Annotated in this window: 15 protein-coding genes, 2 pseudogenes and 1 riboswitch; of the genes and pseudogenes, 4 read left to right on the plus strand and 13 right to left on the minus strand. The window is 41.5% G+C overall.

The window, feature by feature from the left end:
- Window positions 1-272: 272 nt before the first annotated feature.
- A riboswitch (cyclic di-GMP riboswitch) is annotated at window positions 273-356 on the plus strand.
- Window positions 357-411: 55 nt separating this feature from the next.
- A complete protein-coding gene (locus tag AC0VXV_RS16535) occupies window positions 412-1,068 on the plus strand; it encodes a response regulator (RefSeq protein WP_475531481.1) in 657 nt (218 codons plus the stop codon).
- 278 nt (window positions 1,069-1,346) lie between these two features.
- Here AC0VXV_RS16535 and secG read toward each other — a convergent pair whose 3' ends face one another.
- The 3 genes and pseudogenes from secG to AC0VXV_RS16550 form a co-directional block, all read right to left on the minus strand.
- Complete coding sequence (gene secG, locus AC0VXV_RS16540; protein WP_008408959.1) at window positions 1,347-1,574, minus strand: preprotein translocase subunit SecG; 228 nt, start codon at window positions 1,572-1,574, stop codon at window positions 1,347-1,349.
- A 217-nt stretch (window positions 1,575-1,791) separates the two neighbouring features.
- Window positions 1,792-2,180 (minus strand): annotated as a pseudogene (locus tag AC0VXV_RS16545) (iron chelate uptake ABC transporter family permease subunit); the annotation flags it as partial.
- A 14-nt stretch (window positions 2,181-2,194) separates the two neighbouring features.
- A pseudogene (locus AC0VXV_RS16550) lies at window positions 2,195-2,566 on the minus strand (ABC transporter substrate-binding protein); the annotation flags it as partial.
- Window positions 2,567-2,601: 35 nt separating this feature from the next.
- Between AC0VXV_RS16550 and AC0VXV_RS16555 the strand changes: the two are divergent.
- Window positions 2,602-2,808, plus strand: coding sequence for a hypothetical protein (locus AC0VXV_RS16555; protein ID WP_475531507.1), 207 nt, complete (start codon window positions 2,602-2,604; stop codon window positions 2,806-2,808).
- Between the two features lie 59 nt (window positions 2,809-2,867).
- Here AC0VXV_RS16555 and AC0VXV_RS16560 read toward each other — a convergent pair whose 3' ends face one another.
- The 10 genes from AC0VXV_RS16560 to AC0VXV_RS16605 all read right to left on the minus strand — a co-directional run bounded on the left by AC0VXV_RS16560 (window position 2,868) and on the right by AC0VXV_RS16605 (window position 12,983).
- Window positions 2,868-3,149: a hypothetical protein gene (locus AC0VXV_RS16560; RefSeq protein ID WP_475529304.1), complete on the minus strand. Its 282-nt coding sequence runs from the start codon at window positions 3,147-3,149 to the stop codon at window positions 2,868-2,870.
- A 457-nt stretch (window positions 3,150-3,606) separates the two neighbouring features.
- Entirely contained in the window at window positions 3,607-4,899 is a 1,293-nt protein-coding gene (gene eno, locus AC0VXV_RS16565) for a phosphopyruvate hydratase (RefSeq protein WP_475529306.1), read from the minus strand.
- 76 nt (window positions 4,900-4,975) lie between these two features.
- Entirely contained in the window at window positions 4,976-6,517 is a 1,542-nt protein-coding gene (gene gpmI, locus AC0VXV_RS16570; protein WP_475529307.1) for a 2,3-bisphosphoglycerate-independent phosphoglycerate mutase, read from the minus strand.
- Window positions 6,510-7,271, minus strand: a complete 762-nt coding sequence (tpiA, locus tag AC0VXV_RS16575; protein ID WP_475529309.1) for a triose-phosphate isomerase — start codon at window positions 7,269-7,271, stop codon at window positions 6,510-6,512. Before tpiA ends, gpmI begins: the two co-directional genes overlap by 8 nt.
- A gap of 122 nt (window positions 7,272-7,393) precedes the next feature.
- Window positions 7,394-8,578 (minus strand): phosphoglycerate kinase, encoded by a 1,185-nt coding sequence (locus AC0VXV_RS16580; RefSeq protein WP_475529310.1) that lies wholly within the window; start codon window positions 8,576-8,578, stop codon window positions 7,394-7,396.
- 285 nt (window positions 8,579-8,863) lie between these two features.
- Entirely contained in the window at window positions 8,864-9,877 is a 1,014-nt protein-coding gene (gap, locus tag AC0VXV_RS16585; RefSeq protein WP_475529311.1) for a type I glyceraldehyde-3-phosphate dehydrogenase, read from the minus strand.
- A gap of 66 nt (window positions 9,878-9,943) precedes the next feature.
- Window positions 9,944-10,972: a sugar-binding transcriptional regulator gene (locus tag AC0VXV_RS16590; RefSeq protein ID WP_475529312.1), complete on the minus strand. Its 1,029-nt coding sequence runs from the start codon at window positions 10,970-10,972 to the stop codon at window positions 9,944-9,946.
- A 172-nt stretch (window positions 10,973-11,144) separates the two neighbouring features.
- Window positions 11,145-11,378 carry a glutaredoxin family protein gene (locus AC0VXV_RS16595; protein WP_475529313.1) on the minus strand — a complete coding sequence of 78 codons (234 nt, stop codon included), beginning with the start codon at window positions 11,376-11,378 and terminating at the stop codon, window positions 11,145-11,147.
- Window positions 11,379-11,560: 182 nt separating this feature from the next.
- Window positions 11,561-12,325: a TPM domain-containing protein gene (locus AC0VXV_RS16600; protein ID WP_475531482.1), complete on the minus strand. Its 765-nt coding sequence runs from the start codon at window positions 12,323-12,325 to the stop codon at window positions 11,561-11,563.
- Window positions 12,326-12,392: 67 nt separating this feature from the next.
- Window positions 12,393-12,983, minus strand: a complete 591-nt coding sequence (locus tag AC0VXV_RS16605) for a LemA family protein (protein ID WP_475529315.1) — start codon at window positions 12,981-12,983, stop codon at window positions 12,393-12,395.
- A gap of 98 nt (window positions 12,984-13,081) precedes the next feature.
- On the opposite strand from AC0VXV_RS16605, the gene AC0VXV_RS16610 reads away from it, so the two are divergent.
- Together AC0VXV_RS16610 and AC0VXV_RS16615 are read left to right on the plus strand one after the other, a co-directional pair.
- Window positions 13,082-13,693, plus strand: coding sequence for a spore coat protein (locus tag AC0VXV_RS16610; protein ID WP_079524416.1), 612 nt, complete (start codon window positions 13,082-13,084; stop codon window positions 13,691-13,693).
- Between the two features lie 146 nt (window positions 13,694-13,839).
- Window positions 13,840-14,016, plus strand: a complete 177-nt coding sequence (locus tag AC0VXV_RS16615; RefSeq protein WP_008406370.1) for a hypothetical protein — start codon at window positions 13,840-13,842, stop codon at window positions 14,014-14,016.
- Window positions 14,017-14,069: the final 53 nt, after the last annotated feature.

Raw genomic sequence — 14,069 nt, forward strand, 5'->3', positions numbered from 1 at the left:
GCTGGTCAATTCCAACATAAATAGATAGTAAACGACGAAATAAACCGTATGATTGCAAATAAAGTGGTTTAGTTTTAATACAGAATGACAAAAAATACCATTAGATCTACGTATAATAAGAAATAGTTTTTTACATTTTTTAATTCAGAGTCACTTTGAACAAATTAATTTCAAATATTTTATCCGATGTAAATTCCACAGCAAAAAATCTGAAAATTCCTTCTTTCGATTATCCTTCTAATAGATATACTATTTAATTACAGAAAAAACGTTTTACAATGGGAGACTTTGAAGTACATCCTTTAATTGGGCACCTTGGATGTATGGAGTCAGTGGTGCAACCGGCCTCACAACATTTGAAAACATTTGTTAAGAGCACTCTTTTTATTTGAGTGAGGAGGCAGTTTATTGATGAAAATTTTATTAGTAGATGATCAAGCAATCATCCGTAGAGGATTAATTTCCATTTTATCGTCGGATGATAAATCGGAAATTATCGGAGAAGCCAGCAATACGCAAGAAGCTCTTGAATTGCTTCAAAAACAAACGCCGGATCTGGCTATTATTGATTTTCAAATAGGAGACGAAAGTGGATTAAAATTGATTAATGAGGCAAGGAAATTTGGATGCACTTGCAAATTCGCGATTCTAACTTTCTCAAAAGACTATGAATCGTTTCAACGTGCAATGGCAATGGACGTGGTTGGATACATTTCACTTAATTCACACCCCGAAGAACTCATTTATGCCATTCAAATCATTAAAAAGGGACGGAAATATTATGATCCCGACTTAATAGATAAGCTCATACAAACACAAAAGGAGTCTTCAATAGATGATAGCCGTCTTGCGCTCCTCACGACTAAGGAAAAAGAAGTAATGCAAAAACTAGGGATGGGCTACTCCAATAAACAGATAGCCCACAGTCTTTATATAACGGAAAACACGGTGAAAAAGCATGTAAGCCAAGTTTTATCAAAATTGGAGCTTGGTGATCGTACGCAAGTTGCACTCTTTGCGAACGAAACAGGATTGGTTCAATTTAAGCAGGATGTAGTAGCTTTATAATATGATTGATTAATCTAGTATTTCTTGTTTTAAGTGCATTAGAAATTCAAATGCTCTGCAATTCAATTTGTAAAAAACTGAAACAAAAGAAAAAGCCTAACCAAGCAATGAAGCTTGGTTAGGCGTTTAATTTCAATCGATTTAATCACTTACGCCTCGGCGTAAGTGCGTCCTGATTCGGCTTTGTGCTTGCACAAAGAACTCCTTGCCGAATCTGTGACATCTGCCAGAGGCTATAATTTCTTTCAGTCGCTGTTTTATACAGCGAGTGAAAGAAATTAGAATTTCGTAATCGCTAATGCTAATACGAAGAATGCAACAGAAAGAACGATTGTTGTGCGGTGTAGGACTAGATCCATTCCACGAGCTTTCTGTTTACCGAATAGTTGCTCAGCTCCACCAGAGATGGCACCTGATAAACCAGCACTTTTACCTGATTGTAATAATACAACAACGATTAAGGCTATAGCTACGATAATAAGTAATACTGTAAATAACGTATGCATTTGCTCCACCTCCTAAGTATGGACGTCACAATACAAAATAGTATATCAAAATGAAACCGCCATTACAATATTTCTTGGAAATGAACATCATATTTTATCCAACAATATCCACCCTTATTCAAAATTATTAAAACGACACTCGCTAATACCTCGTTTCGCCGCCAATGCGAGCGGCACCATCGTTTCAAATAACAGATCCGCTTCTTCAAAAATCAGCAATGGCCGCTAAACCAAAGACCAGCGCAAAACCTTGTGTCACATAACCATTGCCAAACAGTAAATTCCGATAGAAGCACCAAAACCGGCACCCGCTGCGACCCCTAAAATATCCGCGCTCACTAATGGATTGGCGAACATCCCTTGGAATGCGGCACCTGAAATGGAAAGCCCCGCACCGATTAATAGTGCGAGGATAATACGCGGCAGCCGAACAGTCATGACTACGTTATATTCCATTTGTGTCCACGTTTCTTCTACCGGAAAAATATGCGAACCTAGGATTTTCACCACCGTTACAAAATCGACTTCAAACCGGACGACACCAAGTGAAGCAATCGCAAGAACAAGCGGCAATACCCACAGTAAAATACTTTTCCACTTTTTCATAAGAGTCCCTCGTCCTAATACTTCGCAGCGGCAGAAGATGGATGCAGAATTTGTTCTACTTCTTCGTCCGTTACGTCATATCCGTAAAAGTCTTTATAGTAACTCTTAATTTCAGCGTTCATATCATAGTCGAATAGTTCAGGCTGGTTGTTGTTGGCCAACCATTTCAGCATTAACGGTGCATCGCCACTTGGCGGGAACCAGCGATAAATCCCCAGCGGAATTTTATACACTTGCTTGTTTTTCACAGCTTCCACTTCACTCCAGTCCTGACCTGGAATTGTGTTGTTATATAAATCTTCCGGCTGAATTTCCGTGAAGTTCGTTATGTAGATAATTTCCGGATTCCAATTGTAGATTTGCTCCATGTTCACATCTTTGCGTCCTGTTAAAGGAATTTAAATCACATGCGGATTATGTAATGGAGCCTGCTGCTGAAGGTACATTTTATGAAGGTGTTGATATGAAGGACGGCGGTTCATTGCTGTATGTCGATAAAGTAAGTTCAAAAGGTACTTGGATCGTGACAACACTTGATCCGGACTTCCACTTCGGTTCGTATTTCATGCCAGCAACAGAGAAATTCATGGACGGCTTCTTCCCATGGTTAGCGTTTGGGGAAATTTGATTGAAAAAAGCATGGTACCCGTGTTTTATAACGGGCGCCATGCTTTTTATACATTTTGATTAGTCGTTGCTGTTGTCATCTGTATTAGTATTATCATCAACAGTGCCATCAACATCTGTATCGTCATCTAAGTTATCTTCTACGTTGTCCTCGTTATTGTCGTTGTTGTCATCAACATCTAATTCAACATTCGTATCATCAGTGTTGTCCTCCATTAAGCCATCATCTGTACCGTCATCCACATTGTTGTCGATGTTCGTATCATCCTCATCGTTACATGCTGCAAGCGATAATGATAGTAACAACGTCATCATGAGAGTAGGTGTCTTTTTAAGTTTCATATTGTAATAGCCTCCTTTGGTGTATGGTTTTATGTTTCCCCAATTTATAAAAGAAAAACATCATTTATAATTTTTTACCTCAAATTTATTTGTTCTAATAAATTGCCGAATTTCTAATATAATTGCAGTTTGTTCTAATAAGTGTTCCAGATGCGTGCTCCAGATGTTCAAATAAAGTATCTACTTCGTCTAATATCCTGCCGCTATTTTCTAATAAACGGCTCAAAAGTTCTAATAAAATTACGGCACGCCTTCTTCTCGCCCTTTTCACCCTTAATAAAAGTTCTTCCCTACCTCAAGCACAAGGAACTTCTCATATCCTAGCCGGTTCTTCTAATATCACCAAGATTTCTTCTAATAACCGATCCATTTCTTCTAATAAAAACCCCAGCGCCCCGCTCCCAAACAAAAAAAGCACCCGCCAAAAAAGCGAGTGCCCTATCCAATCATAAAACAATTATTTAATATTGTAGAAAGATTTTAACCCTTCAAAACGGCTAGTTGCGCCTAATTGGTCTTCGATGCGTAGTAATTGGTTGTACTTCGCAACGCGGTCCGTACGAGATGGTGCACCAGTTTTGATTTGGCCTGCGTTTGTAGCAACAGCGATGTCAGCGATTGTGTTGTCTTCTGATTCGCCTGAACGGTGAGAAATTACAGCTGTGTAGCCAGCGCGTTTCGCCATTTCGATTGCTTCAAATGTTTCTGTTAAAGTACCGATTTGGTTCACTTTGATTAAGATTGAGTTGCCAACGCCTTCTTCGATACCGCGAGATAATTTTGTTGTGTTTGTTACGAATAGATCGTCACCAACTAATTGTACGCGGTCGCCGATACGCTCTGTTAATAGCTTGTGGCCAGCCCAGTCGTTTTCGTCCAAACCGTCTTCGATTGAGATGATTGGGTATTTAGAAGTTAACTCTTCGTACCAAGCAACCATTTCTTCAGAAGTTTTTTCAACGCCTTCACCAGCTAAAACGTATTTGCCTGTTTCTTTGTTGTAAAGCTCAGAAGAAGCAACATCCATTGCTAAACGGATTTCTTCGCCCATTTTGTAGCCTGCTTTTTCAACTGCTTCGATGATCACAGTGATTGCTTCCTCGTTTGAACCTAAGTTTGGAGCGAATCCGCCTTCGTCACCTACAGCTGTGTTGTGGCCTTTCTCTTTTAATACTGTTTTTAAGTTATGGAAGATTTCTGTACCCATACGTAATGCTTCTTTGAATGATTTAGCACCTACTGGCATTACCATGAATTCTTGGATATCCACGTTGTTGTCAGCGTGTGCACCACCGTTTAAGATGTTCATCATTGGTACTGGTAATTGCTTCGAGTTGAAGCCACCTAAGTATTGGTATAAAGGAATGTCCAGGTAGTCAGCTGCTGCGTGCGCTACTGCCATTGACACACCTAAAATTGCGTTTGCACCTAATTTACCTTTGTTTTCTGTTCCATCAAGTTCGATTAGCGCATGGTCGATAACAACTTGGTCCAATACAGAATATTGACCTTCAAGTTCTTCCGCGATAATTGTGTTGACGTTTTCTACCGCTTTTTCAACACCTTTACCTAAGTAACGGCCTTTGTCTCCATCACGTAATTCCACTGCTTCATATTCACCAGTTGAAGCACCAGATGGCACGATTGCACGGCCGAATGCGCCTGATTCTGTGAATACTTCTACTTCTACTGTCGGGTTACCGCGAGAATCTAATACTTCACGAGCATATACTTGAGTAATGAATGGCATAATAAAAAACTCCTCTATTGATAAATTTAGTAGGTGCTTGCACAAGGACAAGCTATATAATTAACCGCGCGATCAATTACTGTTCGCTTGGCATAACTAACGATTTTCCTGTCATCTCTGCAGGTTGGGCAATATTAAGTAATTCAAGCATTGTCGGTGCCAAGTCGGCTAAAATGCCTTCTTCATAAAGCATAACACCAGGCTTCGTCACAATAACCGGTACCGGGTTTGTCGTATGTGCTGTCATCGGTTTGTCATCCAATGTCACAACTTCATCCGAGTTACCATGGTCAGCCGTAATGATCGCATAGCCGCCCTTAGCAGTAATCGCATCAACGACTTTCCCTAAGCACTCGTCCACTGTTTCGATCGCTTTAATTGTCGGTTCAAGCATTCCTGAATGTCCGACCATATCCGGGTTCGCAAAGTTTAAAATGATTGCATCGAACTTCTCTGCTGCAATAGCTTCCAGTAAAGAATCCGTCACTTCATACGCGCTCATCTCAGGCTTCAAGTCGTAAGTTGCCACTTTGGGAGACGCGATTAAAATACGCTCCTCGCCGGCAAACGTATCTTCACGACCACCGCTCATAAAGAACGTCACATGCGGATATTTTTCTGTTTCCGCAATACGCAGCTGAGTTTTGCCTGCTTTTGAGATCACTTCACCGACCGTATTGACTAGGTTGTCATTTTCGTATGCAACATCCGCTACGACATCATCACTGTAATGTGTAAACGTAACGACTTTCAGATTCGTCGGATGATTTTCAGAGCGTGGCATCGCGTCAAATTTTTCATTCGTCATTAAAGATGACAATTGAATCGCACGGTCTGGACGGAAGTTGAAGAAAATGACCGCATCGTTCGTGCTGATCGTTGCGGCAGGTCGACCTTCTTCTGTTACGACAAATGGCACAACAAATTCATCAGTCAATTCACGTTCATATGAAGACTGAACACCTGCTGTTGCAGTAGATGCAGTTTGACCGATACCGTCAACTAATACATTGTACGTTAAGCCGACACGTTCCCAGCGGCGATCACGGTCCATTGCATAATAACGACCATGAATCGATGCGAACTTCCCGATTCCGATTTCTTTCATTTGTTTTTCTGTTTCAAGAATATATCCAAGTGCTGTCGTTGGACCGACATCGCGTCCATCAAGGAAACCGTGAACATATACTTGCTCAAGCCCATTTGCTTTTGCCAATTTTAATAAGGCAAACAAATGCTCATAGTGGCTATGAACACCGCCATCTGAAAGCAGTCCCATTAAATGGAGCTTTGAACCATGTGCTTTTGCATGTTCAACTGCCGCTAAAAATGATTCGTTACGGAAGAAATCGCCGTCACGAATTGATTTGTGGATTCGTGTTAAGGACTGGTACACAATGCGTCCAGCCCCGATATTCAAGTGTCCAACTTCAGAGTTCCCCATTTGACCTTCCGGTAGACCTACTGCTTCACCACTTGCTATTAAAGTCGAATGTGGATATGCATGCCAGTAACGGTCAAAATTCGGTTTATTTGCTTGTGCCACGGCATTACCCTTCACTTCATCGCGAAAGGCAAAGCCATCTAGAATAATTAATGCAACGGGTTGTTTAGGCATTTGCTGCCGCCTCCAATAATTTCATGAATGATGCTGGTTGTAGGCTTGCTCCTCCTACTAATGCGCCATCGATATGCTCTTGTGATAAAAGCTCTTCAATGTTTTCAGGCTTTACACTGCCACCGTATTGAATGCGCACTTTTTCAGCTGTATCTTTTCCGTATAATGTTTCAACCGCCAGACGGATTGCGCAGCATACTGTATTCGCATCTTCCGCAGTAGCTGTTTTCCCTGTTCCGATTGCCCAGATTGGCTCATATGCAATGACCATATGCTCTACTTCAATTGGAGCAAAGTCTTTCAATGCCATTGTAATTTGGCGTGCTACTTTTGCTTCGGTTTGATCCGCTTCACGCTCTTCCAATGTTTCCCCGCAGCAAATAATCGGTACAATACCGTAATTAAGAGCAGCACGGACTTTTTTGTTGATCGCTTCGTCTGTTTCATTGAATAGTTCACGACGCTCTGAGTGCCCTAAAATAACATAATCAACATTGACATGCGAAAGCATTTTCGGGCTGATTTCCCCTGTGAATGCGCCTTCGTCTTCAAAATGCATGTTTTGCGCGCCAATTGCCAGACTTGAATCTTCTGCCCCTACGACAAGTGTCGGTAAATATAATGCAGGTGCACAGATGACCGCATCAACTTTATCTGGAGAAGGAATTTCTTGTTGGATTTCTTCGATAAAGTCAACTGCCTCATCAAAGGACTTATACATTTTCCAGTTTCCTGCTATGATCGGTTTTCTCATTCAAAACCCTCCGTTTTTAAAAGATTCTGTTCGATGATTTCTGCTAAGGCCGACGCATTGCGCGTCCATACCTCCTTCGCTTCAACCAACTGTTTTAACAGATATTTTAGCCTATAATTGATTTATTTATCGTTTAACGCAACAATTCCCGGTAATTCTTTACCCTCCATTAACTCTAATGAAGCACCGCCGCCTGTTGAGATATGATCCATTTTTGAAGCGACTTCGAATTTTTCTACTGCTGCAGCTGAGTCACCGCCGCCGATAATTGTGTAGCCGTCTGTTGTTGCCATTGCATCCGCAACTGTTTTCGTACCGTTTGCGAATTTTTCCATTTCGAATACACCCATTGGTCCGTTCCAAATGATTAGTTTTGATTGCTTAATTACTTCTGCATAGTTTTCAGCAGTTTTCGGTCCAATATCAAGTCCCATCCAGTCAGATGGAATTGCATCGATAGCCACAACCTGTGTTTCCGCATCTTTAGAAAACTCATTTGCTACGACAGCATCAACCGGCATATGCAGTTGTACGCCTTTTGCTTTCGCTTGTTCGATAAAGCCTTTTGCCAGCTCGATTTTATCTTCTTCCAGCAATGACTTCCCGACATCGTGACCCATCGCTTTGACGAATGTAAATACTAAACCGCCACCGATAATCAGGTGATCCACTTTATCTAATAGGTTTTCTATAACACCGATTTTATCTTTAACTTTCGCTCCACCAATAATTGCTGTGAACGGGCGCTCTGGATTTGATAATGCTTTACCTAGTACGTCCAGCTCTTTCTCCATTAACAAGCCTGAAACAGCCGGTACATGTTTTGCGATACCTTCTGTTGAAGCATGTGCACGGTGAGCTGCTCCGAACGCATCATTTACATAAAGGTCCGCTAATTTCGCAAACTCTTTTGCCAATGCTTCGTCGTTTTTCTCTTCACCTTTATGGAAACGAACATTTTCAAGCAGGATAATTTCGCCGTCTTGCATATTGTTAACCGCTGCTTCTACATCTGAACCAATTGATTCATCCAATTTTTTGACTGGCTTGTCCATTAATTCCGAAAGACGCTCGCCGACTGCTGTTAAGCGCATGTCCTCATTTACTTCGCCTTTTGGACGGCCAAGGTGTGAAGCTAAAATCACTTTTGCTCCAGCGTTTACTAGTTGTTCAATTGTTGGAATAGCTGCACGAATACGCGTTTCGTCGGTAATGCGGCCCTCATCCATCGGCACATTAAAATCGACACGCACAAATACGCGTTTTCCTTTTACATCTACATCGTTCATTGATTTCTTTAAAAACATACTGAAAATCCTCCTTCATACTCGTTCGTCAATTAATGTGGATCGTATACTCGCTAGTTAAAATAGTAACAAAATTCGATAAGGCTGTCTTGGTATCGCCTCTGTTTTGTATATTTTCCTTATATCCGAAAAAAGAGCGGTCCGGGTGAGTCCCTGCCGCTCTTTTACCCTTATTTATTATAAGGTTTACATGTATTAAAGGCTATACTTTTTATGCCCGTTTCCTTTTAATATGACACACTTTTTCTTTAATTCCGAAAAAGTATGTCACATTTTATCGGATTATTATGCTTTTTCGATACCCTGTTCTGCGATATATAAAGCTAAGTCCATTAAACGAGTTGAGTAGCCGATTTCGTTGTCATACCAAGAAACGACTTTCGCCATACGACCTTCCATAACCATTGTTGATAAACCATCAATTGTAGATGAAGCTGGGTTACCATTGTAGTCGATTGATACTAATGGTAATTCGTTGTATGCAAGAATGCCTTTTAATTCGCCTTCAGAAGCTTCTTTTAATGCTGCGTTAATTGAATCTGTAGTTACGTCTTTATCCAATTCAACAACTAAGTCAACACATGATACGTTTGGTGTTGGAACACGCATTGAGAAACCATCTAGTTTGCCTTTTAATTGTGGTAATACTTTTGATACTGCGATTGCTGCACCAGTAGTTGTCGGGATCATTGATACCGCGCCAGCACGTGCACGACGTGGGTCAGAGTGCGGGAAGTCAAGGATACGTTGGTCATTTGTATAAGAGTGAATTGTTGTCATCATACCGCGTTTGATGCCGAACTTTTCATCCAACACTTTTGCAAGTGGTGCTAAGCAGTTTGTCGTACAAGAAGCATTTGAAATAACATCTTGTCCTGGGTCATATTCCGTATGGTTAACACCCATTACATATGTTGGCATATCGCCTTGTGCTGGTGCAGAAAGGATTGCTTTTTTCGCGCCGGCTTCGATATGTTTTGATACTTCTTCCATTGAACGCCATCTACCTGTACATTCTAAAACTACATCTACACCAAGTTCACCCCACGGTAAATTTGCAGGATCTTTTTCTGAAAGCACTTGAATGCGTTTGCCGTTTACGATAAATGCATCATCTTCTGCTTGAACGTCTGCATCATACACTCCATGTACTGAGTCGTACTTTAATAAATGTGCAAGCTGTTTCGCATCAGTTAAATCATTTACTGCAACTACTTCAAATTCCTCGTGCTTCATTGCTTCACGGAATACTAAACGTCCGATTCGTCCAAATCCATTGATTGCTAATTGTAATGCCATGTGTAATTCCTCCAATAACTTTATTATTAAAATAGTATGTGTAAAATCATACTTTTAAAAACATGTTTAATTTTTAAGAATTGTACTTGCGGTTTGCTCATCTGTAATCAAAATCGTTTGCGATGCGGCATTTTTAAAATACGCCTGAATCGCAGCTGCCTTATTTCTGCCTGCCGCAATGGCAAGAACATGCTTCGCTTTATTTACTTGATCACGCTGGATTCCAATTGTCCTCAAATGATGAACCGTGTCGCCATTTGCATTGAAATAGTAGCCAAATGCTTCGGCAACCGCGCCTTTTTCTTCAAGTAACTGCTGCTCATGCTGTGAACTTTTACGACGAAGCGCCATTTCCTGTGCTGCCCCGATTCCGTGAATAACGATATCCACCTGCTCATAAAGTGTTATCATCTCCCGAATAATCGGTTCATCCTTCATCGCTTCATACGCCTGCTCACTTAAATGCTCCGGCAAAAACAATGTGCGGTATGTTGCCCCGCATCTTTTTGAAAACTTCGAAACAATTGTATTCGCCTGGAATGTCATCTCATCACCCATACCACCGCGTGCCGCAATAAAATTCGCGTCGCTCAGCACCGGGCAGTCCGATAAATATTCCTTCATCGATGCAACACTGCTGCCGCCTGTCACCGCAATTTTGGCTTTGGCAGGTGCGATTTGCTGTAATACTTGTGCCGCAACTTTACCGAGCTGCTGCTTTACCGATTCATCCTGTTCGGCATCACCTGGCACAATGATGACACGTGCGATGCCAAAGATGTTTGTAAGCTGCTGTTCCATCGCCACAATACCGGAAAGCTCACGATACAGTTCGTAAAGCTGTTCTATTACTTCATACCCTTTTGGCGTGCAAATCATGCCTTTTTTTTGAATCAAGATCAATTGCTGTTCGCTCAGGACCGTTGTTTCATTCCGGATATCACGCTCTGTCATCTGAAGCTGTTCTCCTAAAGCACGTCTACCAATCGGGCTAAATGTCGCAATTGCTTGTAAAACTCGAAATCTCTTTTGAAAAAAAGCATCAATTTCAGGCATTAGTTTACGCTCAGCTGCAAAAAATGAAATATCCGTCAAAAAACCACCTACCCGATTTATCTAGTTGGACAATATATGTCCCACATAAATATTTTTTGTCCCACATGGGGTAAAAAAAAAGAATTTCTGTATTTATTATAGATCGACTCGGAGTGATTTGCAACTTATATGACGGAATTACTCGCAAAAAATAGCGAACAGGCACCGATGGCTAGTCCACCAGCGCCTCGTACAATGTCGCATAATCAAGCTGCCCGTATTGCAAAACGTCCCCGTTATACTCAACGACCGGAATCATCAGCATATACTTTTCATGTGCTTCATCGTCTTCTTCTATATTATAGTGCTCAATCGTAAAGTCGATGTCTTCCTGCACAATTTTTAAAGTATGAAGTCCTTCAATGCAAAGTGCGCAGTTCGGTTTTGAATAAAATTTGATGATCATTGGCAGTTCCTCCCTTTTTTAATTATTATAGCGAAGTTTGGTTGGGGTTGCGCGGTGATTTTATTAAAAGTTTATTGGATTTATCAGAACATCTCACCAAATTAACAGAAAACCTCCGCCGCCCCGCACTACAAAGAAAAAGCACCCCACCACAAAAAAGTGAGATGCCTTCCCCTTATAAACTAAAACTTCCTGCCCGCGCCTCCGCCGAATGAGCCGCCGCCACCGAAGCCGCCAAAGCCGCCCGATGAACCGCCACCACCGCCGAAGCCGCCTCCTCCAAATCCACCGAAACCGCCACTGCGGTAAACTCGGCGTGCTGTGCGTCGGCGTCCGCCTGGGCCACCGCCACCGCCAAACTTCGTAATGATAAAGTAAATAATAATGATCATTATTATGAAGCCGATTGAAATCCCATCATCATCATTTGACGCAACAGGCTGTACTAAATCCGCGCCGCCTGCTTCACCACCCATTTCTTCATAAAAAGCGGAGAAGATACTGGCGAACGCATTTGTATAATCACCATCCGCTAGATAAGGCATCATATACGTATCGATCATGCTGCCAATTTTCCCATCCGGATAATCTCCTTCCAGACCTCCACCTACTGTAATCCATACATCATTTTGTCCTGGCCCTTGCCCGGTCGTCGCAAAAATAAGCATACCATTATCGAGCGCTTCATCCCCGATACCCCAGCTTCGCAGCGTCTCTGTACCGAATTCAAACGCATCCATTCCATCGATCGTATCTATCGTCATCATCACAATAACATTTCCCGTTGAACCTTCGAGTGCTTTTGCCGACTGGATCAGGTTCTGTTCCACATCATTGGACAGAACGTTCGCATAATCATACACGTAAGAATTGTAGGCCGGTTTTTCCGGTATAGCTGCCATTGCTTGCAGTGGTACGAGCATTAACCATAAAAGAAGTGATACCATTAATCTCACATACAGTCCCCCCTTTCAGAAGCTTCGGTCATTGCCGACTGCTTCATTACTCCCATCATTAAGCGCCAAAATCGACAGCCGGTGCTTCTTCCACACCTTCTTTAATTTCGAAGTAGTCTTTTTGTTCAAAGCTGAACATGCCCGCGATTAAGTTTCCTGGGAAGCGGCGAACATCATTATTAAACTGCTGAACCGTGTCATTGTAATCTTTACGCGCTACCGTTAAGCGATTTTCTGTCCCTGCCAATTCATCCATTAAACGTGTAAATTGTACATCCGCTTTTAAATTCGGATAGTTTTCAACTACAACGAGTAATCGGGCTAATGCAGAAGACAGCTCATTATTTGCGTCCGCCGTTTCTTCTACTGTATTGGCATTCCCGTATTGTGTACGGGCATCTGCAATCTGTGTGAAAATTTCTTCCTCATGAGTTGCATAACCTTTGACCGTATTTACTAAGTTCGGCACTAGATCAAATCGACGCTGCAGCTGGTTTTCGACTTGTGCCCATGCTGCGTCCACCGTTTCTTCACCTGTTACAAGTTTGTTGTATTTTGGCACGACAAGCATTGCCGCAATGACAATCAATGCAACAATTGCAATAAGGGCGACTAATACGGCGCTCCCTCGTTCATTTTTTTTAAACATTTGCCCCATCCTCTCTTTTTTTAAAAATGCGTATAAAATTACTGTTCGTTTCCACAATAAGAGCGTACGAAATATCTTACTATGGAGGTTACTAATTCATGTTTACCCAATCATCCCAATCTCAAGACAATCAAATGCCTTTTTCAACAAATCATGGTGCCCATGAAATACTGGATGTTCATGAAGTTCTAAGCGCGATGATCGGCGGATTAAACCAATTCGTCCTACTTCGCGATCAAATTCAAGATAGCGAGCTTTTATCTATTTTGGATCGTCAGTACGCATTTATGCTTGATGAGTACAATATTACGATGGAAGCCTTTAAAACAGGTCATGATCCAAAACACCCTACTCGCAGCTACAGTATGAACATGGGGAACGATACGATTTATGGCATCAAACCAGGTGAGCCGAAAAAACCGATCACTTCAGCAAGTGAAATTAATGATGCGATTATTTCAGGCTTCTTGTTAAGCGTTCATAAAATGGGAGCATCAGGGAAAACAGTTGCTGCTTTAGAAAGCACAAACCCTGTTGTTCGTCGTGTACTGCAAGATTCAGTACCTAACTGCATCGAAATGGCCTACGAACTTTCACTGTATCAAAACAAAAAAGGCTATTACCAAGTACCGCAACTATCACCACAGGATATGAGCACAATGCTCAATATGTACGGCCAAGCAGAACAAGCAAAAAATATGCCTAACTAGTATGCCCAATAAACTATACGATTGAATCAATGTATAGTTTCAATTTTCAAAAAATCTATCCAATATTTACAATAAATATTTCACGCAGAAGTACAAACAATAGGAACGGTGCTCGTTTCACCCACTACGATGAAGGAGGGGCTTTTATGAAAAATATTCGTGAAGGTTTAATTCCGACTGTACTTGGATCAGCTGTCACTGCAACGGGGTATGCAATGAAACAAAAAATCGGTACGAACAAAATGCTTGCCAATACCATTTTCGGTTTCGGCCTTGCCCATATAGTATTAGGGGCAATTGACCTTGTAGAACATCGTAAGTAGTTAGGAAAAGCTGCAGCATTTTCCGCAAAGAAACGCCCAACTTTCTAAATGTA

The sequence above is a fragment of the Solibacillus sp. iso_87 genome (assembly GCF_056173085.1).

Bases quoted from the DNA above. Each gene is read 5' to 3' on its own strand.
- AC0VXV_RS16605 (WP_475529315.1), bottom strand. From the start codon at position 12,983: ATGTTTAAAAAAAATGAACGAGGGAGCGCCGTATTAGTCGCCCTTATT.
- tpiA (WP_475529309.1), bottom strand. From the start codon at position 7,271: ATGAGAAAACCGATCATAGCAGGAAACTGGAAAATGTATAAGTCCTTT.
- AC0VXV_RS16610 (WP_079524416.1), top strand. From the start codon at position 13,082: ATGTTTACCCAATCATCCCAATCTCAAGACAATCAAATGCCTTTTTCA.
- AC0VXV_RS16580 (WP_475529310.1), bottom strand. From the start codon at position 8,578: ATGTTTTTAAAGAAATCAATGAACGATGTAGATGTAAAAGGAAAACGC.
- gap (WP_475529311.1), bottom strand. From the start codon at position 9,877: ATGGCATTACAATTAGCAATCAATGGATTTGGACGAATCGGACGTTTA.
- eno (WP_475529306.1), bottom strand. From the start codon at position 4,899: ATGCCATTCATTACTCAAGTATATGCTCGTGAAGTATTAGATTCTCGC.
- secG (WP_008408959.1), bottom strand. From the start codon at position 1,574: ATGCATACGTTATTTACAGTATTACTTATTATCGTAGCTATAGCCTTA.
- AC0VXV_RS16555 (WP_475531507.1), top strand. From the start codon at position 2,602: ATGGAGCCTGCTGCTGAAGGTACATTTTATGAAGGTGTTGATATGAAG.
- AC0VXV_RS16615 (WP_008406370.1), top strand. From the start codon at position 13,840: ATGAAAAATATTCGTGAAGGTTTAATTCCGACTGTACTTGGATCAGCT.
- AC0VXV_RS16560 (WP_475529304.1), bottom strand. From the start codon at position 3,149: ATGAAACTTAAAAAGACACCTACTCTCATGATGACGTTGTTACTATCA.
- AC0VXV_RS16595 (WP_475529313.1), bottom strand. From the start codon at position 11,378: ATGATCATCAAATTTTATTCAAAACCGAACTGCGCACTTTGCATTGAA.
- AC0VXV_RS16535 (WP_475531481.1), top strand. From the start codon at position 412: ATGAAAATTTTATTAGTAGATGATCAAGCAATCATCCGTAGAGGATTA.
- AC0VXV_RS16600 (WP_475531482.1), bottom strand. From the start codon at position 12,325: ATGGTATCACTTCTTTTATGGTTAATGCTCGTACCACTGCAAGCAATG.
- gpmI (WP_475529307.1), bottom strand. From the start codon at position 6,517: ATGCCTAAACAACCCGTTGCATTAATTATTCTAGATGGCTTTGCCTTT.